The sequence below is a fragment of the Streptomyces sp. NPDC057617 genome (genome assembly GCF_042800555.1).
Taxonomy (GTDB): Bacteria; Actinomycetota; Actinomycetes; order Streptomycetales; family Streptomycetaceae; genus Streptomyces.
The window spans coordinates 127,942-154,292 of the sequence record NZ_JBHVGV010000006.1 but is presented as its reverse complement, the minus strand read 5'-3'; the positions used below and the strand labels follow the sequence as shown (position 1 = coordinate 154,292).

General features: G+C 69.9%; 25 protein-coding genes and 2 tRNA genes. 14 read left to right on the top strand and 13 right to left on the bottom strand.

Annotated elements, in window-relative coordinates; translation table 11 throughout:
- Nucleotides 1–95: 95 nt before the first annotated feature.
- Nucleotides 96–737 carry a superoxide dismutase gene (locus ACFU9P_RS17065; protein ID WP_384081289.1) on the bottom strand — a complete coding sequence of 214 codons (642 nt, stop codon included), beginning with the start codon at nt 735–737 and terminating at the stop codon, nt 96–98.
- Between the two features lie 260 nt (nt 738–997).
- Between ACFU9P_RS17065 and ACFU9P_RS17060 the strand changes: the two genes are divergently transcribed.
- The 4 genes from ACFU9P_RS17060 to ACFU9P_RS17045 all read left to right on the top strand — a co-directional run bounded on the left by ACFU9P_RS17060 (nt 998) and on the right by ACFU9P_RS17045 (nt 4,471).
- A complete protein-coding gene (locus ACFU9P_RS17060; protein WP_384081286.1) occupies nt 998–1,582 on the top strand; it encodes a biotin transporter BioY in 585 nt (194 codons plus the stop codon).
- Nucleotides 1,583–1,644: 62 nt separating this feature from the next.
- Complete coding sequence (locus ACFU9P_RS17055; protein WP_376375647.1) at nt 1,645–2,133, top strand: ribose-5-phosphate isomerase; 489 nt, start codon at nt 1,645–1,647, stop codon at nt 2,131–2,133.
- Nucleotides 2,134–2,227: 94 nt separating this feature from the next.
- On the top strand, nt 2,228–3,100 hold the full coding sequence (locus ACFU9P_RS17050; RefSeq protein ID WP_384081283.1) for an Fpg/Nei family DNA glycosylase: 873 nt from the start codon (nt 2,228–2,230) through the stop codon (nt 3,098–3,100).
- A 69-nt stretch (nt 3,101–3,169) separates the two neighbouring features.
- The gene (locus tag ACFU9P_RS17045; RefSeq protein ID WP_384081280.1) at nt 3,170–4,471 is read left to right on the top strand and encodes an aminotransferase; all 1,302 of its coding nucleotides are present in this window, start codon (nt 3,170–3,172) and stop codon (nt 4,469–4,471) included.
- Nucleotides 4,472–4,498: 27 nt separating this feature from the next.
- On the opposite strand, the gene ACFU9P_RS17040 is transcribed toward ACFU9P_RS17045, so the two are convergent.
- Nucleotides 4,499–5,734, bottom strand: coding sequence for a GNAT family N-acetyltransferase (locus tag ACFU9P_RS17040; protein WP_384081277.1), 1,236 nt, complete (start codon nt 5,732–5,734; stop codon nt 4,499–4,501).
- 104 nt (nt 5,735–5,838) lie between these two features.
- Here ACFU9P_RS17040 and ACFU9P_RS17035 point away from each other — a divergent pair, with 104 nt between their 5' ends.
- Nucleotides 5,839–6,984, top strand: coding sequence for a PP2C family protein-serine/threonine phosphatase (locus ACFU9P_RS17035; protein ID WP_376375659.1), 1,146 nt, complete (start codon nt 5,839–5,841; stop codon nt 6,982–6,984).
- A gap of 215 nt (nt 6,985–7,199) precedes the next feature.
- Here ACFU9P_RS17035 and ACFU9P_RS17030 read toward each other — a convergent pair whose 3' ends face one another.
- The 6 genes from ACFU9P_RS17030 to ACFU9P_RS17005 all read right to left on the bottom strand — a co-directional run bounded on the left by ACFU9P_RS17030 (nt 7,200) and on the right by ACFU9P_RS17005 (nt 13,928).
- The gene (locus ACFU9P_RS17030; RefSeq protein ID WP_384081274.1) at nt 7,200–8,444 is read right to left on the bottom strand and encodes an MFS transporter; all 1,245 of its coding nucleotides are present in this window, start codon (nt 8,442–8,444) and stop codon (nt 7,200–7,202) included.
- A 179-nt stretch (nt 8,445–8,623) separates the two neighbouring features.
- The gene (locus tag ACFU9P_RS17025; RefSeq protein WP_384081271.1) at nt 8,624–9,919 is read right to left on the bottom strand and encodes a DegT/DnrJ/EryC1/StrS family aminotransferase; all 1,296 of its coding nucleotides are present in this window, start codon (nt 9,917–9,919) and stop codon (nt 8,624–8,626) included.
- A complete protein-coding gene (locus tag ACFU9P_RS17020) occupies nt 9,913–10,968 on the bottom strand; it encodes an NAD-dependent epimerase/dehydratase family protein (protein WP_384081268.1) in 1,056 nt (351 codons plus the stop codon). The genes ACFU9P_RS17025 and ACFU9P_RS17020 overlap by 7 nt, the downstream gene beginning before the upstream one ends.
- Nucleotides 10,969–11,220: 252 nt before the next feature.
- Nucleotides 11,221–12,063 carry an oxidoreductase gene (locus tag ACFU9P_RS17015; protein WP_384081264.1) on the bottom strand — a complete coding sequence of 281 codons (843 nt, stop codon included), beginning with the start codon at nt 12,061–12,063 and terminating at the stop codon, nt 11,221–11,223.
- A 67-nt stretch (nt 12,064–12,130) separates the two neighbouring features.
- Nucleotides 12,131–12,703 (bottom strand): ArsR/SmtB family transcription factor, encoded by a 573-nt coding sequence (locus ACFU9P_RS17010; RefSeq protein WP_376375673.1) that lies wholly within the window; start codon nt 12,701–12,703, stop codon nt 12,131–12,133.
- 145 nt (nt 12,704–12,848) lie between these two features.
- Entirely contained in the window at nt 12,849–13,928 is a 1,080-nt protein-coding gene (locus ACFU9P_RS17005) for an aldo/keto reductase (RefSeq protein WP_384081261.1), read from the bottom strand.
- Between the two features lie 126 nt (nt 13,929–14,054).
- On the opposite strand from ACFU9P_RS17005, the gene ACFU9P_RS17000 reads away from it, so the two are divergent.
- The 3 genes from ACFU9P_RS17000 to ACFU9P_RS16990 all read left to right on the top strand — a co-directional run bounded on the left by ACFU9P_RS17000 (nt 14,055) and on the right by ACFU9P_RS16990 (nt 17,774).
- Nucleotides 14,055–14,516 carry a hypothetical protein gene (locus ACFU9P_RS17000; RefSeq protein ID WP_384081258.1) on the top strand — a complete coding sequence of 154 codons (462 nt, stop codon included), beginning with the start codon at nt 14,055–14,057 and terminating at the stop codon, nt 14,514–14,516.
- A gap of 108 nt (nt 14,517–14,624) precedes the next feature.
- Entirely contained in the window at nt 14,625–17,171 is a 2,547-nt protein-coding gene (gene pstS / locus ACFU9P_RS16995) for a phosphate ABC transporter substrate-binding protein PstS (RefSeq protein ID WP_384081255.1), read from the top strand.
- Nucleotides 17,172–17,240: 69 nt separating this feature from the next.
- The gene (locus tag ACFU9P_RS16990) at nt 17,241–17,774 is read left to right on the top strand and encodes a hypothetical protein (RefSeq protein ID WP_376375684.1); all 534 of its coding nucleotides are present in this window, start codon (nt 17,241–17,243) and stop codon (nt 17,772–17,774) included.
- A 201-nt stretch (nt 17,775–17,975) separates the two neighbouring features.
- On the opposite strand, the gene ACFU9P_RS16985 is transcribed toward ACFU9P_RS16990, so the two are convergent.
- Nucleotides 17,976–18,542, bottom strand: coding sequence for a TetR/AcrR family transcriptional regulator (locus ACFU9P_RS16985; RefSeq protein WP_384081252.1), 567 nt, complete (start codon nt 18,540–18,542; stop codon nt 17,976–17,978).
- A 99-nt stretch (nt 18,543–18,641) separates the two neighbouring features.
- Here ACFU9P_RS16985 and ACFU9P_RS16980 point away from each other — a divergent pair, with 99 nt between their 5' ends.
- Nucleotides 18,642–19,124 (top strand): nuclear transport factor 2 family protein, encoded by a 483-nt coding sequence (locus tag ACFU9P_RS16980; protein ID WP_384081250.1) that lies wholly within the window; start codon nt 18,642–18,644, stop codon nt 19,122–19,124.
- A gap of 78 nt (nt 19,125–19,202) precedes the next feature.
- On the opposite strand, the gene ACFU9P_RS16975 is transcribed toward ACFU9P_RS16980, so the two are convergent.
- Entirely contained in the window at nt 19,203–19,544 is a 342-nt protein-coding gene (locus ACFU9P_RS16975) for a nuclear transport factor 2 family protein (protein ID WP_376375690.1), read from the bottom strand.
- A 152-nt stretch (nt 19,545–19,696) separates the two neighbouring features.
- On the opposite strand from ACFU9P_RS16975, the gene ACFU9P_RS16970 reads away from it, so the two are divergent.
- Nucleotides 19,697–20,653 (top strand): AraC family transcriptional regulator, encoded by a 957-nt coding sequence (locus ACFU9P_RS16970; RefSeq protein ID WP_384081247.1) that lies wholly within the window; start codon nt 19,697–19,699, stop codon nt 20,651–20,653.
- A gap of 15 nt (nt 20,654–20,668) precedes the next feature.
- On the opposite strand, the gene ACFU9P_RS16965 is transcribed toward ACFU9P_RS16970, so the two are convergent.
- Nucleotides 20,669–21,235, bottom strand: coding sequence for a TetR/AcrR family transcriptional regulator (locus ACFU9P_RS16965; RefSeq protein ID WP_384081244.1), 567 nt, complete (start codon nt 21,233–21,235; stop codon nt 20,669–20,671).
- Nucleotides 21,236–21,346: 111 nt separating this feature from the next.
- On the opposite strand from ACFU9P_RS16965, the gene ACFU9P_RS16960 reads away from it, so the two are divergent.
- On the top strand, nt 21,347–22,249 hold the full coding sequence (locus ACFU9P_RS16960; RefSeq protein WP_384081241.1) for an NmrA family NAD(P)-binding protein: 903 nt from the start codon (nt 21,347–21,349) through the stop codon (nt 22,247–22,249).
- 295 nt (nt 22,250–22,544) lie between these two features.
- Here the strand turns inward: ACFU9P_RS16960 and ACFU9P_RS16955 are convergent, their stop codons facing one another.
- The gene (locus tag ACFU9P_RS16955) at nt 22,545–23,768 is read right to left on the bottom strand and encodes a cation:proton antiporter (protein ID WP_384081238.1); all 1,224 of its coding nucleotides are present in this window, start codon (nt 23,766–23,768) and stop codon (nt 22,545–22,547) included.
- Between the two features lie 272 nt (nt 23,769–24,040).
- Here ACFU9P_RS16955 and ACFU9P_RS16950 point away from each other — a divergent pair, with 272 nt between their 5' ends.
- Nucleotides 24,041–24,235, top strand: a complete 195-nt coding sequence (locus ACFU9P_RS16950; RefSeq protein ID WP_376375705.1) for a hypothetical protein — start codon at nt 24,041–24,043, stop codon at nt 24,233–24,235.
- A gap of 69 nt (nt 24,236–24,304) precedes the next feature.
- Here ACFU9P_RS16950 and ACFU9P_RS16945 read toward each other — a convergent pair.
- A tRNA-Gly gene (locus tag ACFU9P_RS16945) sits at nt 24,305–24,378 on the bottom strand.
- Between the two features lie 178 nt (nt 24,379–24,556).
- On the opposite strand from ACFU9P_RS16945, the gene ACFU9P_RS16940 reads away from it, so the two are divergent.
- A tRNA-Pro gene (locus ACFU9P_RS16940) sits at nt 24,557–24,633 on the top strand.
- A 184-nt stretch (nt 24,634–24,817) separates the two neighbouring features.
- Complete coding sequence (gene tig, locus ACFU9P_RS16935; protein WP_384081235.1) at nt 24,818–26,230, top strand: trigger factor; 1,413 nt, start codon at nt 24,818–24,820, stop codon at nt 26,228–26,230.
- Nucleotides 26,231–26,351 lie beyond the last annotated feature (121 nt).

Genomic DNA, 26,351 nt, shown 5'->3' with positions numbered 1-26,351 from the left:
ACGCGGAAGGGCCCCCACGAGTCACGTCCTCGTGGGGGCCCTTCCTCATTCCGTCCGCCCGTGAAGGCTGAGAAGACGATCACGAGCAGGACGCCTCAGGGCGCGAGCAGCAGATTGTTCGCGCGCTCCTTGGCGGCGGCGTAGCGCTTGGCCACGTCCTGCCAGTTGACGACCCGCCACATCGCCTCGATGAAGTCGACCTTCTGGTTCTTGTACTGGAGGTAGAAGGCGTGCTCCCAGGCGTCGAAGACGAGGATCGGCACCGATCCCTGCCCCACGTTGCCCTGGTGGTCGTAGATCTGCTCGACGATCAGCCGTCCGCTGACCGGCTCGTACGCGAGCACTCCCCACCCCGAGCCCTGTGTGGTCGCCGCGGCCTTGGTGAGCTGCGACTTGAAGCCCGCGAAGGAGCCGAAGGACGCGGCGATCGCGTCCGCCAGTTCGCCGGTCCCGTCCTGGGCGAGCGGCTCGCCGCCGCCGTCGCCGGTCATGTTGTGCCAGTAGATCGAGTGCAGGACGTGGCCGGAGAGATGGAACGCGAGGTTCTTCTCCAGCCCGTTGATCGCGCCCCACGCCTCCTTGTCGCGCGCCTCCGCGAGCTGGTCCAGGGCGTCATTGGCGCCCTTCACATAGGCGGCGTGGTGCTTGTCGTGGTGCAGTTCGACGATCTGCGGGTTGATGACCGGTTCGAGCGCCGCGTAGTCGTACGGGAGTTCAGGAAGCGTGTACGTGGCCATGTGTCCGAGCCCTCCGACCTCTTATTGCAAGTCTTGTGCACATGCATGCTAGCGGCAATATGACACTCGTGTGCCGTGGCACTTTGTGCCACCCCCGACAAGCCCCTGACCTCCGCTTTGTGGACGACTGACGGTGATCCGGCGCGAACCCCTGGGTTACGGTCGGGCTGTCCCGGCGCACCCGTCAGGACCGACCCAGCTGGACGCACCTGTCCTGCCGTGCCGCCCTCCCGTTCCGCCCCCTCGACCCCGGAGCCCCCATGACCACCGCCGCAGCGGCCCCCCGTACCGGAGCGGTCCTCGCCGATCTGCTCCCCGCCACCCGTGCCCGGGACCTCGCCCTGGTCGTCGGCGGCGCCGTACTCACCGGGCTGGCGGCGCAGCTCTCCGTACCGGTCCCCGGCTCCCCGGTGCCCGTCACCGGCCAGACCTTCGCCGCGCTGCTGGTCGGCACCTCGCTCGGCGCCCGCCGCGGCTTCCTCTCGCTCGCCCTCTACACCCTGGCCGGGGCGGCGGGGGTGCCGTGGTTCTCGGCCGGTTCGTCCGGCGCGGGCGGGGCGTCCTTCGGCTATGTCCTCGGGATGCTGCTCGCCGCCACGGCGGTGGGCGCGCTGGCCCGCCGCGGCGGCGACCGTTCCGTACTCCGTACGGCGGGGACGATGGTGGCCGGCTCCGTGATCATCTACGCGGTCGGCGTCCCGTACCTGGCCGTCGTGGCCGGGCTGTCACCGAGTGCCGCGATCTCTGCGGGGCTGGTGCCCTTCCTGCTCGGCGACGCGCTGAAGGCGGCGCTGGCGATGGGGGCGCTGCCGGCGGCCTGGAAGCTGATGGGCCGCCGGGACTGACGCCCCTCCGGCCCGCGACCCCGTTGACCGCTGCCCGGTGTCGCGCGTGCCACACTCGGATCATGCGCGTGTATCTCGGTTCCGACCATGCCGGCTTCGAACTCAAGAACCACCTCGTCGAGTGGCTCACCGAACACGGCCACGAGCCTGTCGACTGCGGCCCCCACATCTATGACGCCGAGGACGACTACCCGCCCTTCTGCCTGCGCGCCGCCGAGCGCACGGCCGCCGACCCGGACAGCCTCGGCGTCGTCATCGGCGGCTCGGGCAACGGCGAGCAGATCGCCGCGAACAAGGTCAAGGGCGTACGGGCCGTCCTCGCCTGGAGCGAGCGGACGGCGGCGCTGGGCCGCGAGCACAACAACGCGAATGTGATCTCGGTCGGCGGCCGGATGCACACCCGCGACGAAGCGGTCTCGTTCATCGAGGTCTTCCTCAAGACGCCGTATTCGGGCGCGGAGCGTCACACGCGCCGGATCGAGATGCTCACGGAGTACGAGGCGACCCACGAGCTGCCGCCGATCCCGGCGCACCACCCGCAGAAGGACTGACCGGAAGTACCGTGTGCCGCCGGCCGAGAGCCCGGCGGCACAGCCATGCCGCAGCCCGCACAGATCAGACCCGTACCGATCAGGAGAAGCAGCCGTGCCCGAGGGGCATACGATCCACCGCCTCGCCGAGGACCATCTCGACCGCTTCGGAGGCAGGCCGGTACGGGTCAGCAGCCCGCAGGGCAAGTTCTCCGACAGCGCGGCCCTGCTCGACAGCCGGGTCCTGGAGCGCGTGGACGCCCATGGCAAGCACCTATTCCTCGGCTTCGGCGAGACCCCCGAGGGCAAGGGGCCGGGCGGCAACGGTGGCTCAGGCGGCTTCGGCGAGGACCTGGGCTGGGTCCACATCCATCTCGGCCTCTTCGGCAAGGTCGCCTTCGGCCCCGCGCCCGCCCCGCCGCCCACCGACACCGTCCGGCTCCGGCTCGCCTCCGGCACGGCGTACATGGATCTGCGCGGACCCACCACCTGCGCGCTGATCACCGCCCCCGAGAAGGGCGCGATACACGACCGCCTAGGGCCCGATCCGCTGCGCCCCGCCGACGACGGCGAGAAGGCGTGGGCGCGGATCTCCCGCTCCCGTACGACCGTTGCCGCGCTTCTGATGGACCAGAAGGTCATCGCGGGCGTCGGCAACGTCTACCGCGCCGAGGTCCTCTTCCGCCACGGCATCGACCCGTACCGCCCCGGCAAGGACCTCACCCGCCCCGAGTGGGACGCGGTCTGGGCGGACCTGGTGGCGCTGATGCGCGAGGGCGTACGGAACAACCGCATCGACACCGTCCGCCCCGAGCACACCCCCGAGGCCATGAACCGCCCGCCGCGCGTCGACGACCACGGCGGCGAGGTCTACGTCTACCGCCGCGCCCAAATGCCCTGCCACCTCTGCGCCACCGAGATCCGCACGACCCCGCTCGCAGCCCGCAATCTCTTCTGGTGCCCCACCTGCCAGCCACCAGTAAACTGAATAAACCGAACAAGCGGTTGAGGAGACACCGAGCGCGAAGGAGTTCTTATGTCTCCACAGTCGGTAACCATGCTCGAGCCCCACACTCCTGCCTATCTGGAAACCGCACCGCATGTAATCGTCCGTGGCGAAGGCGTGCGGGTATGGGACAGTGAAGGCCGTTCCTATTTCGACGGCGCGTCCAGCATGTTGTGCGTGAATCTCGGTTACAGCGAGCCGCGGCTCATTCAGGCGGCTTCTGAGCAACTGGCCAAGCTGCCGTTCTATGCGTCCTACGGGCACCGCACCACCGATGTCGCACTGGCTCTCGCCGAAGACCTCGCCGAGATCTCCCCGCTGCGGATGGGGCGTACGTTCTTCGCCAATTCAGGGGCCGAGGCGAATGACAGCGCGTTCAAAATCGCGTGGTACTACCACCGCAGTCTGGGCCGTCCTGAGCGGGTGAAAATCATCTCTCAGGAGCAGGGCTATCACGGCACCACCGTCGCCACGGCATCGGCCACCGGTATCAGCCACATACACCAGGGATTCGGTCTGCCCCTGCCGTATTTCCTGAAGGTGCCCTGCCCCGATCCCCTTTCTCCGCAGGCCCAGGGAATGACGAATGATCAGTTCGTCGACTGGCTTGTCGCGCAGTTGGAGGACCTCATCGATGACGAGGGCGCCGACACGATCGCCGCGTTCATCGCGGAACCCATCATCGGCGCCGGCGGAGTGATCATCCCGCCCCCGGGTTACTACCATCGGGTCGAAGAGGTGCTGGCCCGTCACGACATCCTGTTCATCGCCGATGAGGTCATCACTGGATTCGGCCGTACCGGCTCGATGTTCGCGACGACGGAATTCGATCTGACCCCGGACATGATCACCCTCGCCAAGGGGCTTTCCTCCGCGTACATACCGATCTCCGCCGTCATGCTGGAGAAACGAGTGGTCGACGCGCTGGTCAAGGGCTCCGCCGAACTCGACGGATTCGGGCACGGCTTCACCTATTCGGGACATCCGGTGGGCGCGGCCGTCGCACGCGAGTGCCTCGCCATCCTCCGGGAGCGGGACATCCCGGGCTATGTGCGGACGACCGCGCCGATGCTGGCGGACGGTCTCGGAGCCTTCCGTGGTGCGGAGTTGGTCCGTGACGTACGAGGACACGGCTTCCTCGGCGCCATCACCTTCGACCCGGCCGCCGCCGGAACGGCGGCCGGCGAACTGGGCACGGCCCTGATGGCCCGGTCGGCCGAACACGGCCTGCTCATACGGGCGATAGGCGACACCATCGCCTTCGCGCCCCCGCTGATCAGTTCCGACGCCGAACTCAAGACGATGATCGACTGCTTTGCCGCGGCCTACCAGGACGTTCTCAACGGACTGTAAGGCCTGGAGCGACCCGGGCCGGGTCGCTCAGAAGCCGTGGGGGAGCCAGGGCGCTGTGTCCGAGGAGAAGGCCGTCGATGCCTCGGCGAGGGCGCCCGGGCGGTGTTCCTGGATCCGGGCCGCGCGGGACAGGGAGGTCAGGGAGACGCCGCCCAGATACGCGGCGCCCAGGTCCGCCACCGACAGGGTCAAGTCCGGTGCGTCCGTGGTGCGTTCGCAGGTCGCGCCCTTCGCGTCGCCGGTCAGCCGCCAACGCCCCCCGTTCCAGGGGCAGAAGCCGTCCTCCACCGCCAGGACCACATCGACCGGTGCCCGGTACGTACGGGCCTCCAGCGCCGCGCCGACCTCGACCAGCCGTACGTACAGCGAGTCCCGCAGCGTCAGTCCGCAGCGGCGGATGTCCGAGGCCAGGTGCTGGAACGCGTCGTCCGCCGGCCGGTTACGGGCACGGATCGTCGACGTCAGGTCGATATCGGCGAGGAAGCGCCACAGCGACGCGTACGCCACCGGGTCCAGCGCGTACAGGTCCTGGAGTTCGATCGTCCCCTTCGGTCCGGAATTGTCCCAATCGGGTCGGCTTCGGAAGAGTGTGAATCCCACCACCTCGCCCGCCCGTTCCGCCAGTACGCACCGCAGCGCCGACGCCCCGTCCATCTCCTTCTCGGCGTCCGCCAGCGGCAGCCGCTCCCAGTTGGGCCGGCGGGCCAGCATCCCCGGCCGGGCGCCGACCTCCGCCGCGTACACGGCCTCACAGGCCTTCTGTACGGCCGGATCCCCCGGCCGTACCGCACGCAGCCGGATCTCCTCCGCCCCCTCCGGCACCTCGAACCGCACCCGCGAGGTGTCGATCTCCGCGAGGAGCTGGCGCGTCGCCGCGCCGTACCCGTACCGCCCGTAGATCGGCGGCTCCGACGCCGTCAGTACGGCGAGTGATTCTCCCCACGTCCGCACATCGTCGAGCTGGCGGCGCATCATCGACGTCAGCACCCCGCGCCTGCGGTGCGTCGCCGCCACGCTGACCATCGTGACCCCCGCCGCGGGCACCAGCGCACCGCCCGGCACGGCCAGCCGGAAGCTGAACGCCCCTGCCGTGCCTACGCATTCGTCCCCGTCCCAGACCCCGACCGACCGCTCGCATTCGGTCAGCGACTCCATCAGCGCGCGCTTCTCCGGCGACTCCACGAGCCCCCCGAAGGCGACTTCCAGTGTCCTGTACCAGCGGTCCCATTCGGCCGGGTGCAGTACCCGCAGCTCAGTAGTCATATGCCATCAGTAGCAGGATGATGTCGACGAAGCGACCCGATTTCGAACGCAATGTCTCGGGGTCCCCCTGCACGCCCGTCGGCCGGATCGGTAGGGTCCACACGATGGCCGGTGTCGCGCGAGCGGAGTCGTATTCGGCCCGGTTGCGCAGGAAGCTGCACCGGGTCCGCAACGGCGTGCGCAAATCCGGCGTCGACTACTTCCGTGGCGACGGCTCCGACTGGATCGCCCTCGCCGGACTGCTGCTGACGATTCCGGCCATCGCGCTCACCACCATCGCCATCCCGGTCTGGTGCGCGCCCTCCGCGCTCGTCCTGCCGATCGTGGCCGGCGGGCTGCTGCTGCGGCCCTCCAGCCTGCTCAGCCTGTACGCGGCGGCGGCCGCCGCCCTGATCGTCGAGTCGATGGTCCTCGGCCCGTACCCGGACGGCCCGGCCCGCGTCACGCCCGGCACGGTCCTGGTGGTGGCGGCCTGCGGTCTGTTCGGTCTGCTGATCGCACAGTTCAGGGCCCGCGTCGGGGTGCCCTGGCGGCGTGGCGGAACGATGCTCTTCGACCTGCGCGAGCGCATCCGCGTACAGAGCGCGCTCCCACGCCTGCCCAAGGGCTGGCACCGGGAGATGGCGCTGCGCCCGGCGGGCGGCCAGTCGTTCTCCGGCGACTTCGTCGTGGCGGCCCGTACGAACGGCGGGCGCACCCTCGAAGTCGTCCTCACCGATGTCTCCGGCAAGGGCATGGACGCGGGTTCGCGCGCCCTGCTGCTCTCGGGCGCCTTCGGCGGGCTGCTCGGCTCGCTCCCGCCGCACGCCTTCCTGCCGGCCGCCAACGGCTATCTGCTCCGGCAGGACTGGGACGAGGGTTTTGCCACCTCCATCCACCTTGTCCTGGACCTGGACTCGGGCGACTACGAACTGCTCTCCGCCGGCCATCTGCCCGCCCTCCAGCTCCACGCGGGCAGCGGCCGGTGGGAGGAGAAGTCGGGCGAGGGCCCGCTGCTCGGGGTGTACGACGGGGCGCAGTTCGACTCGGCCAAGGGCACGCTGCGGCCGGGCGATGTGCTGATGCTCTTCACGGACGGTCTGGTCGAGGCGTCGGGCCGGGACCTCGGCGAGGGCATCGACCGGCTGACGGGCGAGGCGGACCGGTATGTGGCGCCGGGGTTCCAGGGCGCGGCGTGGCACCTGATCGAGGCGGTGGCGAAGGACGTGAACGACGACAGGGCGCTGCTGCTGATCTGCCGGGAGGGATAGCGCCCCGGGCGCTGCCCCTCGGCGCCGACGCCCGGGGGCCGGAGGCCAGGCCCCCGTGATAGGGCTCGGGGCCCAGGCCCCCGGCCCTCCTGGACCGTCTCAGGGCGGCGCGGCGCGCGGGAGCGCCCGCGGCTGCGCCGACCGGACAGCGCCTAGCCGTCCGGGGTGGCTCTCTCTCCTCCAGGCGCTTGTGCCGCGTCTGCGGCATTCGGTTGTCAGCGGCGGCGCAGGCGGAGGGAGAGCAGGGCCATCATGCCCATCAGCGCGGGCAGGACGAGCATGGCGGCTCGCAGGTCCACGGCCTCGGCGAGGCCGCCGATGACGGGCGGCCCGGCCAGGAACCCGACGTACCCGACCGCCGAGACGGCGGCGATCGCCGGACCGGGGCGTTCCGGCCGGAGCCGGGCGGCGTGGCTGAAGACCACGGGGATCACCGCCGCCATGCCCAGCCCGACCAGTGTGTAGCCGGCGAACCCGGCGGCGGTGGTGGGCACGGAGATCGAGACCACCGCCCCGGCCGCGGCGACGAGGGCGCAGCCGAGGGTGAAACGTACGGTGCCGGTACGGGCGCGGATCCGGTCGGCGCAGAGGCGCCCGACGACCATGCCGGCCGAGAAGAGCGCGAATCCGATGCCCGCCGCACCGGGCGAGGCGCCGGTCACGTCGTGGAGATAGACCGCGCCCCAGTCGTTCATGACGCCCTCGCCCATCAGGGCGCAGAAGGCGACGAGTCCGGGGATCCACAGCCCGGCGCTGGGCAGGGCGAAAAGAGGACCGGCGTCCTCGGTCCGCCCCTGCGGCTCGGGGACCAGGGCGGTCGCCGCCACGGCGACCGCCACGCACAGGACGAGCGCGGTCACCGTGAAGTGCGGGCGGGTACCGATGCCCGCGGAGGCCGCGAGACTGCCGGCCACGGCGCCCGCGATCCCGCCGAGGCTGAACATGGCGTGGAATCCGCCCAGGATGTTGCGTCCGTAGGCGCGTTCGACCAGTACGCCCTGGGTGTTCATGGAGACATCGACGGCGGTATTGCCACAGGCGAACAGGGCCAGGGCCACGGTCAGCGTCGGCAGGTCGGGGGCGAACGCCAGACCGGTCAGGGCGGCCAGATAGACCGTCATACCGGCGAACAGCACCGCCCGGCTGCCGTACCGGGCCACCAGACCGCCCACCAGCGGAAGGCCCAGGAACGCCCCGCTGCTCAGCCCCACCAGCGCCACCGCGAGCTGCCCTTCGGACAGCCCGAGCCGGTCCTGGATCGCGGGGACGCGCGCGGCCCAGGTGGCGAAGGCGGCCCCGGTGACGAAGAACACGGCGCACACGGCCGCGCGCGCGGCGCGCGGGCGGGCGGGCGCCGAGGGGGGAGGGCCGGACACCCCCGGCCGGGAGCCGGGCCGGGCTGTCCCCGCGCCCGGTAAGCCCGAGGTCCGGTCGTCCGTTGCGTCTGGCTTGTTTCCCATGGAGTCGTGCGTCCTTCTGTTCGGTCCGGTCTGTTCGGTCCGTCGATGCGGGTGTCCCCCGGCAGTCTCCACTGCCGGGGGACACCCCACTGCCGCTCCCCGCGGCGCTCCGCGAAGCGTCCGGGCCGCCGCGAAGCGTCCGGGCCGCCCCGGCAGTCGAGCGCCGCGGCGGTCGAGGTTCAGGCCATGCCGCGGGCGAGCGAGATGAGCGCGTCGCGTTCTTCCACGAGCACCTTGTGGAACACCTCGGCGAACATCAGCATGGTCCGTTCGTCGTTCGGCGGCCCGAGGGAGCTGAAACTCTGCCCGAGGACCAGTCTGCGCCGGCAGATCTCCTCGGCCACCGGGTACTCCTCGGGCCGGTAGCCGTGTCCCGCGGCGGCGTGGCCGCAGGACCACGGGCAGCCGCGTCCGTAGCCGCGCATCTCCTGGAACAGGGTCTGGGCCGGCACGGGCTGGGGCTGCCAGCGCATGATGCCGAGCCCCTCCGCGTTCACCGCCTGCGCCAGCGCGTCCCGGAACGCCTCCACCGGGATGTCGTCCAGACCGAGGTCCTCCGGCTGGACCAGCAGCGGGTAGAAGAAGTAGACGTGTGTCAGGCCGTCGGGTATGACGGGCGGTCGGATGCCGGGGATGCCGGCGAGTGCCGTGGTGAGCGCCGCGCCGTTCGCCTCGCGGATCCGTGACATCTCAGGCAGACGAGTGAGCTGGGAGCGGGCGAAAGCCGCCGCGAGCACGTCGATCCGGTAGTTCCACCCCATGATCCGGGCGTTGTAGTCGCGACCCTGGCCCGGCAGTTCTTCGCCGAACATCAGCACCCTCCGGGCAAGCCGGTGCTCATCCGCGTCGCGGGTCGCGAACAGTCCCCCCTCGCCGAGGGCCGAGAGGCATTTGGAGCCATTGAGGCTGGCTCCGCTCATGGACCCGAGACTGCCCACCGGCCGGCCGTGATACATGGCACCGTGGGCCTGCGCGGCGTCCTCGATCAGATGCAGACCATGGCGGTCGGCGATCCCGCGCAGCGCGTCGTAATCGGCGGGCAGACCGTTGAGGTCGACCGCGATGATCGCGCGGGTACGGTCCGTGATCCGCGCCTCCACCAGGCCGGGGTCGATGTTGAACGTCTCGATGTCGGTGTCGACGAAGACCGGTATCGCGTTCGCCTGGAGGACGCTGGACGCCGAGGCGAGAAAGGTGTCCGCGGGTACGAGTACCTCGTCGCCCGGCTCGACGCCGGCCGCCGCGATGGCCATGTGCAGCGCGGCGGTTCCCGAGTTGGCGGCAAGGACGTACGGCATCCCCGTGAACTGCGCCCAGGCGTCCTCCAGTTCCTGTACGGCCTTCATCGGCCAGTGCCATGGAGTCGCCTGGTCGAGGGCGCCGAGCACGGCCTTCCGGTCCTCGTCGAGGATGTACGGCCACGGTGCCACCGCGCCTTCGGGTATGACGCTCCCGCCTCCGTCCAGTGCTAGCACGACGCCACCGCTTCCGCCTCGCCCGGGCTCACTGCCAGCCGCCTCCTCGGCGGCGGCTCCCTGCGGAAGACCGCCTTGGCCGTGGGCAGTTCGGGGAAGCGGCCCAGTTCCTCGGCGAGCACGGTGAGCCCCGCGTCCAGGGTGACCTGCGGTTTGAACCCGAGGGCGGTCAGGCTTGAGATGTCTGCGACCAGGGTGAAGCTGTCTTCGAGACTGCTGGTGTCGGCCTCCAGACGCGCCGGCCGGCCGGTGGCCCTCGTCACGGCTTCGGCCAGTTCACGCATGGACACGTCCGTGCCACTGCCCAGGTTGTAGATCTCGCCGTCCGTCCCGCGGTCGGCGAGCGTGATGAGTGCGCGGCACAGATCGTCGACGTGGATGAAATCCCGTGTCTTGCGGTCGATGTCCCCGACGACCGGGATCGGCAGCTCGTTGAGATGCCAGCGAAGGAACTGCGACACCTCGCCACCGGCCTGACGCGGGTCCTCGCCCGGACCGTAGATCACGAAGGACCGCCCGATGACGGCCGGCAGTCCGGTGCTCTGGTGCAGGCTGCGCAGTGTGAGTTCGCCCGAGAGTTTGGAGGCGCCATAGGGCAGGAACGGCCCTGTGGGATGGTCCTCACGTATGGGTGTGTGCTGCGGAGTGCCGTACACGATGGCGGAGGAGAGATAGACCAGCCGCCGCACTCCGAGTTCGAGCGAGGCGTTGCCGACGTTGCAGGTCGCCAGCGCGTTGAGGTGAAAGTCGTGACGCGGTTTCTCGACGGACAGTGTCCCGCTGGCGTTTCCCGCCAGGTGGAAGACGGCGTCGGCTCCTTGCAGGGCGAGAAGTGTCTCGCCGTAGTCACGTAAGTCGGCACGCACATGCCGGACGCCGGGCAGCGACGCGATGTCCTCGCCGAGAACGGCGTGGTCGACGACGGTGACCTTCTTGTCCAGGTGGCTCAAGGCTGTGACGAGATGGCGCCCGACGAACCCGGCTCCGCCGGTCACCACCACCTCTTCGTACTCCCGCAGAACACCGAACGTGTCTGATGTGTGGATCAAGGTAACTCCCGCATTGGCTTTGCCCGCGCTTTGCGAAGACTTGACCATGCAACGCGTTGAAGTTCCTCAGGCGCAAGTGGATATCTGGGAATGGCCAATTGATGACCCTGGTATCCGGCGGGGAATGTTCTGTTCCATTCATGTGCTCTTCATCCGCGGCCGGGAATTTCTTCGCCGGGAAACTCGTTCACCGTTTCTCGGTGACGCCCCTCGGATTCGGCTTCGAGTGGCGCTGTTTCCCGGAAATCTTTCTCATTCGGTGTGATCGGTCGCGACTGCCACCGCACGCCAGGTTTCGAGGTCCTTCCGTACCTGATCGAGCTTGGCCGATACGCGCTCCACGCAGTCCGCGCCGAGCTGGAGCCGCATCGGGGGCTCGGTGCCCTCCGGCAGTGACGCCAGATCGACGATCGCCGCCGCGGCCTTGGCCGGGTCGCCGCGCTGCGCGTGGTTGTACGAGGCGGGGACGTCGCGGGTGGTGCCCGAGGTCGTCGCGTAGTCGTCGATCGTGTGCGGCTCGGTGTGCAGGCTCGTACCGTCCAGGAAGTCCGTACGGAAGCCGCCCGGCTGAACAATCGTGACGCGTACGCCGAGAGGCGCCAGCTCCGCCCGCAGCGACTCGGACATGCCCTCCAGGGCGAACTTCGTCGCCGCGTACAGCCCCCACCCCGGGGAGCCGGTGAACCCGCCCACCGAGCTGATGTTGATCACATGCCCGGAGCGCTGGGCGCGCAGCGCCGGCAGGACGGCCCGCTGGGTGGTGAGCACGCCGAAGAAGTTGGTGTCGAACACCGCGCGGGCGGCCTCGTCCGAGACCTCCTCGGCGGCGCCGATCAGTCCGCGCCCGGCGTTGTTGACGAGGACGTCGATCCGGCCGAAGCGGGCGAGGGCGGCGTCCGCGGCGGCGCGGACGCTCGGCTCGTCGGTGACATCGGCGGCGAGGGGGAGGAGGGCGTCGCCGGGGTCGGGGAAGGTACGGCGCAGGTCGTCCAGGTCGCGTCCGGTGGCGGCGACGTGATGGCCGCGGGCGAGCGCCTCGCGGGCGATGGCGGCGCCGAGGCCGCGGGAGGCGCCGGTGATGAACCACACGCTCATGTTCTGTTCCTCTTTCTACGGGCTCTACGGGCTCTACGGGCTCTACGGGCGGCCGGGTACGACGGGTCTACGGCCGGCCGGGTACGGCGCGGGTGAAGGTGAAGACCGTGTCGCGCTCCTGGCCGTCGTCGGGCAGTTCGCGATCGGCCCACCGGTCGACGACCGCGCCGATCTCGGCGGCGAACTGCGCGAGTTCGGCGTCGGTGACCCGGAGCCAGGCCTCGTGCGAGAACGGCCCCAGCGGCCACCGCGCCTGCTCGGCCTGCGGCCGGTCGGCCCAGCGCCGTACATGCCCGGTCTGCCGTTCCAGATTGAGCGATTCGACGGCGTGCGCGACGGCCTCCCCGGCGGCGTCCTCGGCGAAGTCGGCCGAGGACCAGCACAGTGTGGGCGTCGTACGCCGCCACCACCGCTCCCGCCGGTCCCGCGCCAGCTCCGGCGCCTCCTCGATCAGCCCGGCCTCGGCGAGCGCCCGCAGATGATGGCTGACATTCCCCACGGCCTCCCCGGTCTGCTGCGCCAGCCCACTGGCGGTCGCGGGTCCGTCGAGCTTGAGCAGATCGAGCAGCCGCCGCCGGGCGGGATGGGCCATGGCGGCGAGGACGCGCGAGTCGGTGATGGAACGGTCGTGATCGGACATGCGGCCGAAGTTATATGCACAAGACCTGTTGCGCAATGATTCTTGTGCAATGGGTACACCCCAGCCCGTCCGGCGATTGAGGACGAACCGGCAGCCGGACGGACCCGGCGCCGGCGGTGGAACGGCCGGTGGCCCGTACGAGCTCTCAGTAGCGGGCGGGATCGAGCAGCGGAGGGTAGACCGGGGTCTTGTGGCCGTCGACCGTGGCGCCCGCGTATTTCAGCATGGGGCCGACCTCCCGGTTGAGGTCGGCCGGGTAGTTGAGGGTGGGGGCCGATACCTGGTCCAGCGTGTCGGTCTGGGCCCGGGTGAGGGTCAGTTCGAGCGCGGTGAGGTTGGCTTCGAGGTGTTCGAGGCGGCGCGCTCCGATGAGGGTGGAGCTGACGCCGGGACGGTTCCGCAGCCAGGCCAGCGCGACGGCGGCGGAACTGGTTCCGGTCTCCTCGGCGATGGCCGCGACCGCGTCGATGACCGCGTACTGGGCCTCGCTCGGCGAGCCGACGATCGGCGCGCGGGCGGCGTCGGTGGGGCTGGTGTCGCGCCGGGTGTATTTCCCGGACAGGAACCCGTTCTTCAGCGGGCTCCAAGGCGTGATGCCCATACCGGTGTCCTGTGCGAGCGGGACGAGTTCGCCCTCGACGGTGCGGGCCAGCAGCGAGTACTCCACCTGGAGCGCGGTGAGAGGTGTCCAGCCGCGCAGCAGGGCCGTGGTGTGGGCCTGCGCGGTGAACCAGCCAGGGGTGTTCGAGAAGCCGATGTACCGGATCTTGCCCGCGCGGACGAGGTCGTCCAGGGTGCGCAGGGTCTCCTCGACGGGGGTCGACCGGTCCCAGTTGTGCAGCCAGTACAGGTCGATGTAGTCGGTCCGCAGCCGCCGCAGGGACTGTTCGAGCTGGTCGGTGACGGCCTTGCGGCCGGCGCCGCCGCCGTTGGGGTCGCCGAGGTGGAGGTTGCCGTAGAACTTGGTGGCCAGGACGGTACGGTCGCGCAGTCCGCCGTGGCGGGCGAAGAAGTCGCCGAGGATCTTCTCCGAGTGGCCGTTCGTATAGAAGTTGGCGGTGTCGATGAAGTTGCCGCCGCGGTCGAGATAGGTCCGCAAAATCTTCTCGGACTCCTCGACACCGGAGCCGATACCGTCCTCGTCGCCGAAGGTCATCGCGCCGAGGCAGAACGGGCTCACCTTGAGCCCCGACCGGCCGAGGCCGACATAGGAATCGAGTGCCATGTGCGTACTCCCGTAGCTGGTGCGGTGGAATGGACCTCTCCGATCCAAACACCGTGAGCTGCGGAAACGTTAGACCGATACTCCCGTGCCCTTGCACGATCCTCCCACCGCGCGGATGGGGTTTGCATGGACGTACTGCCCAGGATCGAGTACAAGCAGTTCCAGCTTGTCGAGGACCAGAAGGCCTTGGATCTGCCGGCCGACTGGGCGCGGCAGATTGCCGGCGGGCGTATTGCCGTTCCTGGCGGCGCCGGGCTTCTGCTCGCGACCGGAGGTAATGACTTCTATCCGGCGGTACGCGTCGAAGTCCGGGGCGCCGAGCCGCCCGGCGAGGACGCCTTGTGGGAGGTCGTCGAAACCGCGGAGATCCGCACCGAGTCCGGAGTTCTGCGGGTCCGCACCTGGGACGGCGGGATCGTCGGTGAGGGGCTGAGCGTGGCTCCCGGGCGGTGCCGGGTACGGGTTCATTGCCGGGGCAGGGCTGAAGCGGCCGCGCTTATCGGGCAGGAGCTGTACTACGAGGGCGTGGAGGAATGGCTGTTGCGCGTCTGGCCGCTGCCCGAGCGGAACGGGGCCGGGTTGAGCTGAGGCCCAACGCCCGCAGGGACAGGGGCGAGTCCGGGTCGCACCGGTTGCCGCGGGATCGGTACGCTCGCGGGCGGCGCTTGCCGGGCGGGAGTTGGGGGAGTGGGGGCCGTGGTGAAAGCTCTGGCAGTGGGGGATCCGGAGTCCGTGGGGCCCTATCGGCTCACCGGGCTGCTGGGCATCGGCGGGATGGGGCGGGTCTATCTCGCGGCCTCGCCCGGCGGACGGCAGGTGGCCCTGAAGGTCATCCGGCCCGAGCTGGCCGACGAACCCGGCTTCCGTGAACGGTTCGCCCGCGAGGCCTCCGCCGCGCAGGCCGTCAGCGGCGCCTTCACCGCCGCCGTCGTCGGCGCCGACCCGCACGGCGCCGCGCCCTGGCTCGCCACGCTGTACGTACCGGGCCTCTCGCTCGCCGAGGCGATCGGGCGGCACGGCCCGCTGCCCGAATGGTCCGTGTACGCCCTCGGCGCCGGCCTCGCCGAGGCCCTCCAGGCCATCCACGCCGCCGGGCTGATCCACCGCGACCTCAAGCCCTCCAACGTACTGCTCGCCTCCGACGGCCCCCGCGTCATCGACTTCGGCATCGCCATGGAAGCCGGTTCCGACGCGCTCACCAGCACCGGCCTCATCGTCGGCACGCCGGGGTTCATGGCCCCGGAACAGTTCACCCGCCGCAACGTCGGACCCGCCGCCGACGTGTTCTGCCTGGGCGCGGTACTGGCCTTCGCGGGCGCCGGACACGGCCCCTTCGGCACCGGTTCGTCGCACGCCATGGGCTATCGCGTCGTCCACGAGGAACCGGATCTGGCCGGCCTGCCCCCGCGCGTACGCGATGTCATCGCCCGCTGCCTCGCCAAGGACGCCGACGCCCGGCCGACCGTTCCCCAACTCCTCCACGAACTCGCAGGACTTGTCGCCGCGAGCCCCCAACCTGGCCCGGATGCCCCGCCGTTGACGACCGACCGTACCCAGACCCTCGCCCTCGCCCTGCGCGAGTCCCCATGGCTGCCGTCGCCACTGGCCGCGGCGGTCGGCCGAGTGGATGTGGGTACGGGTGCGGGCAGCGTTACGGGTACGGCCGGCGGTACGAGCAGCGGTACGGCTACGAGCAGCAGCGGTACGGATACGACTCCGCCCCCGGCGCCGGCGCCGGCCGAACCCGCCCCGCCCCCGGTCCCGGCCCCAGCCCCGGCCGAACCCACACCGACCGTCCCCGACGCGCCCGCCGCCGAGCCCGTCTCGATGGCCAAGCCCCCGGCCGCCGAGCCCACCCCGGCCGCGAAGCCGCCCGCCGCCGAGCCCACCAGGCCCGCCCTGGCCGCGCGGCCCACACCCGCCAAGCCGACGCCCGTACCCGCCACCCCCGCGCCCCGGCCGTCTTCACGTCCCGCACCGGACGGCGGCGACGACTCCTCCAACGCCCTCCCCGACACCCGCATCTCACCCACCGGCCACTCCCAGACCTGGCTCCGCAAGCACCGCACCCGCGTGCTCATCGGCGCCCTCGCCGTCGCCGCCGTGGCCTCCCTCACCCCGGTCCTCAGCGACGCGTTCTCCGACCGGGGCAATCCGAACGACCCGGGCAGCTCAAGCGGCCGGACCGGCCAGTCCCCCGACACTTCCGGCAGCCCGAGCAGCCCCGACGCCAAGGCCTCCTCCACCGCCCCCGTCTGCGACGACAGCGGCCAGACCCTCGTGGCCTCGGGTTCAAGCACCCTGGGGGACGCCATTGACACCTGGTCCACGGACTACGCCGCGGCCTGTCCCGGCACCCAGATCAACTACGACGCCAAGGGTTCGGGTGCCGGTATCAACGAGTTCCTCCGGGGGCTCAACGCCTTCGCGGGCTCCGACTCCCCGCTCAAGCCGACCGAGGCCGAGCAGTCCAAGAGCATCTGCCAGGGCGGCGGTACGGGCATCAACCTGCCCATGCTCGGCACCCCGATCGCCTTCGCCTACGACCTCGCCGGCGTCGACGACCTCGTACTCGACGCTCCCACCCTCGCCAAGATCTTCTCCGACAAGATCACCCAGTGGGACGACCCCGCCATCGCGGAGCTGAACCCGACCGCCGATCTGCCCGACAAGCGCATCCTCGCCTTCCACCGCGCCGACGAGTCCGGCGTCAACTTCACCCTCGGCAAGTTCCTGGTGGCCGCCGCCGGGTTCGAGAACTGGCCGTACACCAACGGCAACAGGTGGATGGCCCCCGGCGGCCAGAGCATCGCCACCTCCGACCAACTGATGGCGGAGGTCCAGTCGACCGACGGTGCGATCGGGTACGCGGAGCTGATTTACGCGACCAACCGCAGCATGAACACCGTCAAACTCCGGACCGGCGCCGCCGAGCCCGTAGCGCCCACCCCGGCCACCGCCTCCCGCGCCCTCGCCGACGCCCGAGTGGCCGGTACGGGCAAGGACCTGGCCCTGGACCTCAACTACACGACCGCGGCGAAGGGCGCGTACCCCCTCCTCGGCGTCACCTACGAGATCGTCTGCGACAAGGGCAACCTGGCCGCCACCTTTGACGCCCTGAAGTCGTTCCTCACCTACACCGCGGGCACGGAAGCCCAGCAAACCCTCACCGATCTGGACTACGCCCCCCTCCCGGCCCCCCTCGCCACCAAGGTCAGGCAGACCGTCGAGACCATCGACTGAGTACGCGACAATCGCCTGGGGACGGTGCCACGGGGGGAATCGATGCGCAGATACGTCAACCATCAGCTCATGGGCGTCACGATGGCGGTGTGCGCGTCCGCGATCGGCGCGCTGGTGGCCTTCGGCGTGCGCGGGATTCCGGCGGCGGACGACGACTACGGTCGGCAGTTCATCCAGTTCATGTTCGGCTTCTGCGTATTCGCGGGGCTCCTCGGGGCTCTCCCGTTCGTGAAGCACAGCGAGGTACGGACCTTCAGGACGGCAGTGCCGCTGAACGAGCCCGCAGCGGTCCTGCCCGCCGACCACGCGGCGAACCGGCACCTCCTCGACTCGCGCTTCCTTCTCCTGCTCCTCGTGCCGTCCCTGATCGCGGCCCTCGTGTGGTCCCCGTGGGCGGCCCTGTTCCCGCTGGCCCTGGCTGTGGAGTGGCTGATGCGGGCCTGCCTGGGGATTTACTGGGAGCGCCGGCACGGCCTGCTGCTGTGGCGGGGCGAGGTCAAGGAACAGCCGCTCGACAGAGGGCAGTTCCTCTACTCCTCGCCCAGACCCGGCCCACCGTCCGCAGACACACGGGACACACGCGGCCCCCAAGATCCTGTATGATCATCTCGTAACTCCGGTTCACCGCAAGGGAAACGGAAGTCACGCGTCTGTGGTCCAAGGAAAGACGTCCACCTGCCGGTGGGAAATGTAGGTGCAAGGCCTGCCGGGCGCTCCACATGAAAGGCCCCTCCTCACACTGAGGAGGGGCCTTTCGCACGCGCCAACACGGACACCGACACGGACACCGGCCCGCGCCCAGCCCTACCGTGTCCACCAGACCGGAGCCGCCGCGCTCACCGCCTCGACCAGTTCGTCGCGGCCGACGCCGTCGTCCGACAGCCAGGCCCTCAGTGCTCCGGCGAAGCCGTGTGCCAGGAACTGGGCCACGATCCGGTGGTCGATCCCCTCGGGCGGAGCGTGGCCGGACGTGCGCATGAACGCGAGGCTGTAGTCGGTGAAGTGCTCCGTCAGTGCGTCAAAGACTCCATGGTCCGCCGGATCGTGGAGCGCGTGCCGGTAGATCTCGCGATGGCGCTCGACATGGTCGACGATGTCGCCGGTCGCCAGGCGCAGGGCGGCATCCGGCGGCTCCGTGCCGCCCGCCCGCCGTTCTTCGTCCTTGGCGCGCAGGGCCCGCAGGTCGGCGCGCAGTACGCGGGTGAGGGCGTCCAGTGGTGTCGTGTAGCGGTTGTAGAACGTGGCGCGGCTGACGCCGGCTGCCTCGGCCAGCTCCGAGACGCTGATCCGGGAAATGGGCCGGGCGGACGCGAGCGTGATCACGGCGTCCTCCGTGGCGCGCTCCGTCCGGGCAATCCTCGGATCCACCATGCGCCAGTCCTCCTCCCCGCGGTCAGCGACGGCCATCGTCCCACGTCGAGTACGCTATTGGACACCTGTAAAATAGTTGCCGCCGACCGAGGAGACGCCATGGGCATCCACGCCGCCGTACCCATATCCGCACCCATGTCCGAGCAAGAAGCCGCCGACCGTCTCGCCCTGCGCGAACTCGTCGACGCGTACGCGCACTGCGCGGACACCCGCGACGCCGAAGGCCAGATGGCGCTCTTCACCAAGGACACGCACTTCGTCGTCCACATGGACAGCCGCTCGCCCGAACCCACGCAGGAGCTGCACGGCCGCGACGCGCTGGCGCCGGTCTTCGCCAACCTCAACACCTACGACACCACAACGCACTTCAACGGCCAGTCGACCGTGACCGTCGACGGCGACACCGCCACCGGCGAGACCTACTGCCTGGCGCACCACCTCTGGCAACCGGACGGCCGGCGCACCCTGATGGTCGCCTCCATCCGCTACCTCGACACCTTCGCCAAGCTGGACGGCCGGTGGTTCTTCGCCGAACGGAAGCTCATGGTCGACTGGACCGAAACCCGCCTCTCCACCCCCTGATCACCTACCGGTGTGAGTAGTTGCGCCACAGAGGTCCGCTACAGAGGTCCGCTTCACAGGTCACAGAGGTCACAGAGGTCAGGGGGCGATCGTGAGGTCCTCGATCAGACCGGAGCGCAGCGTGAAGCGGTAGCGGAGATCGGCGCGCCCGCCGGGGAAGTCGCCCTCCAGCCGGTTCGTTACGACCCAGTGGGTGTCGTCCAGTTGCTCGGCGCCGAGCCGTTCGGTGGTGAAAGTGAACTCGCTCGCTGCTTTGCCGAGCCACGCCTCGATGGCGGCGGTGCCGGTACGGGTGACGCCCTCGTCGGTGACGGTGGCGCCCTCGTGGAACGCCGCGAGGGCGGTCGCGGTGTCCCGGACGAGGTGAGCTTCCAGATAGCGGCTCACCACGTCGGGCAGCTCGATGGGGTTGGCGTTCATGGGACTCGCAACTCCTTCCGGACGGTGGGCCTGGTCCCGCCGTCGATGACGCATTCCGACGTTAGATCCATCCGGCAAGACGATCCATGCCCAAAAGTCTCGTTCCCTTGACCGTGCGTCTCGCATGAGCCCTCGAATGTAGAGTTTCACTCATGGACGTCGTCAGTGACGCGGTAGCCATGATCCGGACCGGCCGGCCGCACTCGGCACGTACCCATCTCACCGCGCCCTGGGGCCTGCGCTTCGCGCCGATCAGTGGCCCAGGGTTCCACGTGGTGCTTGAGGGCGGGTGCTGGCTGCTGTCGCGCGACTCCGCGCCGGTGGCTCTCGCGGCGGGCGACGTGGTTTTCGTCTCTCACGGGCAGGAGATGGCCCTCGCCGACCACCCTTCAAGTGCGCTCGTCGACGCCACCAAGGACCTGGACGACGCCTGGATCCCCCGTAGCGAAATTCAGCGCACGGAGCCCGCCACCGTACTCATCTGCGGTTCCTACCAGCTCAACCGCGCTCGCTCGCACCCGCTCCTGGCGGAGCTACCGGACCTCATCCACCTGCCCGCACGCGTCAGCCGGCAGGCTCCCCTCTCGGCAGTCGTCGCCCTGCTCGGCGACGAACTCAACGAGCGCAACCCCGGTTCCGACGCCATCGTCTCCAGCCTGCTGGACACGATGCTGCTGTACATCCTGCGTACCTGGTACAAGGAGCAGGCCCGGAGCGCCACCACCGGCTGGGCGGCAGCCCTGTCCGATCCGGCGGTCAGCACCGCACTGCACCACCTCCACCGTGACCCCACCCACCCCTGGACAGTGGAAGAACTGGGCACACGCGCAGGGCTGTCACGAGCCGCATTCGCCCGCCGCTTCACCACCCTCGTCGGCACACCACCGCTCACCTACCTCACGTGGTGGCGCATGACCTCGGCCGGCGCCCTGCTACGCCTCGACAACACGCCCCTGCACACCATCGCGCGGCTGACCGGCTACACCTCCGAATCCGCATTCAACCGCGCCTTCAAACGCGAGTACGGAACAGCCCCCGGCGAGTACCGCCGCCGGCACACCCGCACCACAGACCCACACCCGGCCCACCCCCTCCGGCCCACCCCCTGATTACCTCCGCGGGGCTCACCTCCGAGGGCTGATTCCCAGCACCGCCAGGCCCAGCAGCCGGTGCGCCTCGGCGGTTGGGTCCGCGTGGTGTTCCGTGGCCAGGGCGATGCCGGTGACCAGAGTGATCAGGTCGGCGACGGTCACGTCCGGGGCCACCGCGCCGGCCCGGGCGGCATTCTGGAGCAGCGGATCGGCCGCGCCGGTGAGCTTCGTGGAGCAGGCGTTCACATGGGCCGGGTCGTCGGCCGCCATGCCGTCCTGGACCAGCGCGTCGGCCAGGCCGCGGGCCGACGCGGCGTACGTGGTGAGGGCGCCCAGCCAGTCCAGCAGGGCGGCCCGCGCGTCGGCCGCCCCGGCCAGTTCCTCGGCGCGGGCGCACAAGGCCTCGATCCGTTCGCTGAACACCGCTTGCAGCAGGGCGTGCCGGCCCGGGAAGTGCCGGCGCACGGTGGCGGAGCCGACTCCCGCGATACGGGCGATCTGCTCCAGGGAGGCATCGGCGCCGTGCGCGGCGACCTCCTCCTCGGCCACGGCGAGGATCCGCGCGTAGTTGCGCCGGGCGTCCGCGCGCTGGACGGGCATGGCGTCATCTCCGGGATTGCTTAAGTGGCGGGGTCCTCCGTATCGTACCGGAGCGTAAGTGGCGGGCCTCGCCACTTAGCCGCACGTCACTGTCACCACCCGAGGTAACCCATGACGACAGAACCTGTCCTGGTCACCGGCTCCACCGGCCGGCAAGGCGGCGCCACCGCCCGTGCCCTGCTCGCCGCGGGCATTCCCGTACGCGCCCTCGTCCGCGACCCCGCCACCGACCGGGCCAAGGCCGTCGAAGCCCTCGGCGCCGAACTGGTCACCGGCGATCTCGACGACCGCGACTCCGTACGACGCGCCGCCGAAGGCGCCCGCGCCGTCTTCTCGGTGCAGATGCCCGACATGAACGGACGTGCCTTCGAAGGCGAGTTGGCCCAGGCGGTCAATCTGATCGAGGGCGCGAGGGCCGCCGGAGTGCCGCAGTTCGTGCACACGTCCGTCTCCGGCGCCGGGCAGCACACTGACTGGGTCGCGGGGCCCTGGGCCTGGATGGAGCCCTACTACGCCGCGAAGGCCGGGATCCAGGACCGGGTGCGCGAGGCGGGCTTCACGCACTGGACGCTCATCAAACCGGGCTTCTTCATGGGCAACTTCCACCCCTCCGAAGAAATCATGTTCCCCCGCGGGATCGAGGGCGGCCTCGTGACCCTCCTGAAGCCCACGACCTGGCTGTCCCTCATCGCGGTCGAGGACATCGGCCGGGCGGTCGCCGCGGCCGTCGCCGCGCCCGAGCGGTTCGACCGCGTCGAACTGGAACTGGCCGGCGACCACCTGACCATGACCGACATCGCCGAGATCCTCTCCCGCGCCCTGGGCACCGAGCTGACCGCGCCCGACATGACCGCGGAGGAGGCGACCGCCGCCGGGATGCCCGACATGGGCTTCGGGCAGGCGCGCATCAATGAGTACCCGCAGCCCGCACTCCCGGAGTTCGCGCGGGACCTCGGCATCCCGCTCACCAGCTTCGAGGAGTGGGCACAGGAGCACATGCGGGCCGCGGCCTGACCCGGCCGCGGGGGCATGGGGCGAGGCCGGTACGGGGCCGGGGGGCTGGGCCGTACCGGCCTCTGGTGTCTGTGTGACAGCCGGACGCGCCGCGCGTCGAGGTGACGGACAGGGCGCCCGGCGTGCCATACGTGAAACAGCCAAGCTCGGGCGAAGAGCCGGTCGACGAACTGGCCGAGGGCGGACGGGGGTTGCTGCTGGTGGAGGCCGTGACCGACCGGTGGGGGTGACTCCGCAGAAGGGTGGCGGGAAGACGGTCTGGTTCGAGTGCGTGGCGAAGGTACGGGCGCCGGACTCAGCTTGTGGCTGATGCCTCTTCCAGGCGGCGCGGCCCGTCGGGCTGTCCGCCGCGGCCGTCGCCCCCGTCGCCCTCGCCGCCACGGCGCCCGCCCGGCAGCACGCGGGCCAGCCAGTGCGACCGGCCGGCCGCCAGTGGGCCCAGCACCGCCAGGATCAGTACGTAACCCGCGATGAAAGGGGCGAGCCGCACGTCGAGGCTCGCCCCGGCGGCCATGGTGGCGAGGATCAGGGCGAACTCGCCGCGCGCCAGCAGTGTGGTGGAGATATTGGCCGCGGGGCCGGCTCCGAAGCGGAAGATCCTGGCGGCGGAGAGGCCCGCCAGGATGTTCATCACCAGCGTGACGGCGACGGCGGCCAGCACCGGCCACAGGACGGTCGGCAGATCGCCCGGATTGATCGACAGGCCGAAGGCGAAGAAGAAGATCGCGCCGAAGGCGTCACGCAGCGGGTGGACGAGCTTGCGTATCCGGTCACCCGAGGTCGTACCGCCGAGCATCAGGCCGACCATGAACGCGCCGATGGCGTCCGCGACTCCGAACCACTCGGACACGCCCGCCACGAAGACCGCGATGCCGAGGAAGGAGATCACGAGCAGTTCGTCGTCCTTGGTGGCGATGAACCGGCTCACGAGCTTCGTTCCGTACCGCGCCGCGACCGCCAGCGCCAGCAGGAAGCCGAACGCCTTCGCTCCGTCCATCACCGCCGCCGAGAGGCTGTCGGCGCCGGACAGGATCGGCTGGAGGGCCGCGAGATAGAGGGCCAGGAAGATGTCCTCGACGACGATGATGCCGAGGACGGGCTTGGTCTCCGGGTTGCCGATACGGCCGAGGTCGACCAGGACCTTGGTGACGATGGCGGACGAGGAGATGCCGAGCACTCCGGCGAGGACCAGCGCCTCGCTCGTACCCCAGCCGAGCGCGAAGCCGAAGCCGAGGCCGGCGCCGACGTTCAGGGCGAGATACGTGCCGCCGGCGAGGGCCATCTTCCGGCCGCCCGCCTTGAGGTCGTCCAGATGGAATTCGAGGCCCAGATAGAAGAGGAGCAGGACCAGGCCCAGGGCGCTGAGCATCTCCAGGTCGTGCGGATCGGAGACCAGCACGATGCCGGGTGTGTGCGGGCCGAGAAGGATCCCGGCCAGGATGAAGAGGGGGATCGTGGGCAGCTCGATGCGGCTGCCGAGGCGTGCGAGTACGGCGGCGGCGAGGAAGGCGCCGCCCATGGCGATGAGGGTCTCCGCGTGTCCGATGGGATCGCTCCTCCGCTAGTCAAAGAAGTGTCAAGGAATCGTCAATAATTAGTTTACCAAACGACTTGGGGGCGGCTCTTGGCGACGCTTGAGGGTGGCTCTTGGTGACGGGCGGGTACTGGGGAAAGAAAGCCGTCACCCGGCAACATCTGCGCGGGAGTTGATGGCACCATGGTCCAAGAGGGGTGTACGTCGCGCATGTTGCGCGGCAGGGCTGGGTGAACCGACCGAGGGTGTGATCAGTTGTGGCCATTTCACTGTCTGTGGTGCTTCTCCTGGCGATCATCATGGTGGTGCTGATCCGCGGCGGTTCCCTCAAGGCCGGGCCGGCGATCGTGGCGATCCTCTTCGGCTTCTTCCTGGCCTCCACCAACATCGCGCCTTCAGTGAATCGATTCCTCAATTCACTGGCCGAGATGATCAACCAGATACGCTTCTGAGCGGCAAAAGGCTTCGGCCCGACCGGTGGAGTACGTGGAGCACCCGGTCGGGCCGAAGCCTTTTGAACATGGAGCGGGCGACGGGAATCGAACCCGCGTAGCTAGTTTGGAAGACTAGGGCTCTACCATTGAGCTACGCCCGCACAGCGTGTGCCGCGGACCGAACCGGCCCCGGCACGGACAACATCGTAGCGGGTACGGACCGCTCGCCGCACACCTGGCGGGCGGCCGGGGCGAGGCCAGGGCGAGCCCCCCGTACAAAGCCCCATACAAAGAGGCCGACGCCGTGCCTGCGGGCATGTACCCTACGTGTCGCACCGACGGGGTGTGGCGCAGCTTGGTAGCGCGTCCGCTTTGGGAGCGGAAGGTCGTCGGTTCGAATCCGGCCACCCCGACCATTCAGGCAAGATCGCGGCGCGGCAGCGCATTGTTGGCGGCTTCCCGCTTGCGGTTACTATGCAAGCTGCGTGCCCGTGTGTCTGAAGAGTCTCTGACGAGCCGGGCGGGCATCCGCTGGGGCCGCCGCCGGACGAGGCGAGGGCACAGCAGAACCCCTGAATCAGCCACCAAGGAGACCGAACCGTGAAGAGCGCCGTGGAGACCCTGAACCCGACTCGGGTTCGGCTCACTGTCGAGGTGCCCTTCGAGGAGCTCAAGGACAGCCTCGACGCGGCGTACAAGAAGATCAACCAGCAGGTCACGGTGAAGGGCTTCCGCAAGGGCAAGATCCCGGCCCGGATCATCGACCAGCGGTTCGGGCGTGGTGCTGTGCTGGAGGAGGCGGTCAACGACGCCCTCCCGAAGTTCTACACCGACGCGGTCAACGAGGGTGAGCTGAATGTCCTCGGTCAGCCCGACGTCGACATCACCGAGCTGAAGGACGGCGAACTGCTGGCCTTCACCGCCGAGGTGGACGTCCGCCCGGTCATCGAGATCCCGGACTACTCCGGCATCGAGGTCACCGTCGACGCGGTCGAGGTCGGCGAAGAGGACGTGGACAAGGCCGTCGAGCGCCTCCGCGAGCGCTTCGCCTCCACCGTCCCGGTCGAGCGCGCCGCCGTCGACGGCGATGTCGTGACCGTCGACCTGGAGGCCCGGATCGACGGCGAGGTGCTGCCGGACGGTGTCGCGAGCGGCATCCAGTACACGATCGGCTCCGGCGAGCTGCTCGACGGCATCGACGAGGCCGTCATCGGCCTGGAGGCCGGCGGCGAGGCCACCTTCACCTCCGAGCTGAAGGGCGGGGCCGCCGAGGGCAAGGAGGCCGAGGTCACCGTCAAGGTGTCGCAGGTCTCCGCCCGTGAGGTGCCCGAGCTGGACGACGACTTCGCGCAGATGGCCAGCAAGTTCGACACCATCGACGAGATGCGTGCGGACGAGCGCAAGCGCCTGGAGAACGAGAAGCAGTACGAGCAGGCCACCCAGGCCCAGGAGCGGGTCCTCGACGAGCTGCTGAAGCTGGCCGAGGTGCCGATCCCCGAGAAGCTGCTCGCGGACGAGATCAACACCCGTAAGCACAACCTTGAGCACCACCAGCTCGGTCAGATGGGACTCGACCTCGCGAAGTACCTGGAGATCCAGGGCAAGACCGAGGAGGAGTTCGAGACCGAGACCAAGGAGCAGGCGGTCAAGGGCATCAAGACGCAGTTCATCCTCGACGAGCTGGTCAACAAGGAGAAGCTGAACGTCAACCAGGAGGAGCTGACCGAGCACCTCATGCGGCGCGCGCAGTCCTCCGGGATGTCCCCCGACGAGTTCGCCAAGGCGGTCGTCGAGGGCGGCCAGGTGCCGATGCTGGTGGGCGAGGTCGCGCGGGGCAAGGCGCTGGCCGTGGTCGTCGAGTCCGCGAAGGTGACGGACACGAACGGTGAGGTCGTCGACCTGCGGGACGAAGACGATGCCGAGGACGAGGGCGGCGAGGAGGCCGCCGCTGAGGCTCCGGCCGCGGAGGCCGCCGACGCCGCCGCGGACAAGGCCGACAAGCCCGAGGCCTGAGCCGTTCTCCCGTAACGGCTCCGAGCCGCTGTGAACGCCAGGAAGGGCCCCGGACGCGCCACGCGACCCCGGGGCCCTTCCCGTCGGCGTACGGGCCCGCAGTGGGCCGTACAGCCGTTTG

Excerpts from the sequence above, each read along its gene's own strand:
- ACFU9P_RS17065 (WP_384081289.1), bottom strand. The coding sequence starts at position 737 with ATGGCCACGTACACGCTTCCTGAACTCCCGTACGACTACGCGGCGCTC.
- ACFU9P_RS17060 (WP_384081286.1), top strand. The coding sequence starts at position 998 with ATGACCACCGCCGCAGCGGCCCCCCGTACCGGAGCGGTCCTCGCCGAT.
- ACFU9P_RS17055 (WP_376375647.1), top strand. The coding sequence starts at position 1,645 with ATGCGCGTGTATCTCGGTTCCGACCATGCCGGCTTCGAACTCAAGAAC.
- ACFU9P_RS17045 (WP_384081280.1), top strand. The coding sequence starts at position 3,170 with ATGCTCGAGCCCCACACTCCTGCCTATCTGGAAACCGCACCGCATGTA.
- ACFU9P_RS17040 (WP_384081277.1), bottom strand. The coding sequence starts at position 5,734 with ATGACTACTGAGCTGCGGGTACTGCACCCGGCCGAATGGGACCGCTGG.
- ACFU9P_RS17035 (WP_376375659.1), top strand. The coding sequence starts at position 5,839 with ATGGCCGGTGTCGCGCGAGCGGAGTCGTATTCGGCCCGGTTGCGCAGG.
- ACFU9P_RS17030 (WP_384081274.1), bottom strand. The coding sequence starts at position 8,444 with ATGGGAAACAAGCCAGACGCAACGGACGACCGGACCTCGGGCTTACCG.
- ACFU9P_RS17015 (WP_384081264.1), bottom strand. The coding sequence starts at position 12,063 with ATGAGCGTGTGGTTCATCACCGGCGCCTCCCGCGGCCTCGGCGCCGCC.
- ACFU9P_RS17010 (WP_376375673.1), bottom strand. The coding sequence starts at position 12,703 with ATGTCCGATCACGACCGTTCCATCACCGACTCGCGCGTCCTCGCCGCC.
- ACFU9P_RS17005 (WP_384081261.1), bottom strand. The coding sequence starts at position 13,928 with ATGGCACTCGATTCCTATGTCGGCCTCGGCCGGTCGGGGCTCAAGGTG.
- ACFU9P_RS17000 (WP_384081258.1), top strand. The coding sequence starts at position 14,055 with ATGGACGTACTGCCCAGGATCGAGTACAAGCAGTTCCAGCTTGTCGAG.
- ACFU9P_RS16990 (WP_376375684.1), top strand. The coding sequence starts at position 17,241 with ATGGGCGTCACGATGGCGGTGTGCGCGTCCGCGATCGGCGCGCTGGTG.
- ACFU9P_RS16985 (WP_384081252.1), bottom strand. The coding sequence starts at position 18,542 with ATGGTGGATCCGAGGATTGCCCGGACGGAGCGCGCCACGGAGGACGCC.
- ACFU9P_RS16980 (WP_384081250.1), top strand. The coding sequence starts at position 18,642 with ATGGGCATCCACGCCGCCGTACCCATATCCGCACCCATGTCCGAGCAA.
- ACFU9P_RS16975 (WP_376375690.1), bottom strand. The coding sequence starts at position 19,544 with ATGAACGCCAACCCCATCGAGCTGCCCGACGTGGTGAGCCGCTATCTG.
- ACFU9P_RS16970 (WP_384081247.1), top strand. The coding sequence starts at position 19,697 with ATGGACGTCGTCAGTGACGCGGTAGCCATGATCCGGACCGGCCGGCCG.
- ACFU9P_RS16965 (WP_384081244.1), bottom strand. The coding sequence starts at position 21,235 with ATGCCCGTCCAGCGCGCGGACGCCCGGCGCAACTACGCGCGGATCCTC.
- ACFU9P_RS16960 (WP_384081241.1), top strand. The coding sequence starts at position 21,347 with ATGACGACAGAACCTGTCCTGGTCACCGGCTCCACCGGCCGGCAAGGC.
- ACFU9P_RS16955 (WP_384081238.1), bottom strand. The coding sequence starts at position 23,768 with ATGGGCGGCGCCTTCCTCGCCGCCGCCGTACTCGCACGCCTCGGCAGC.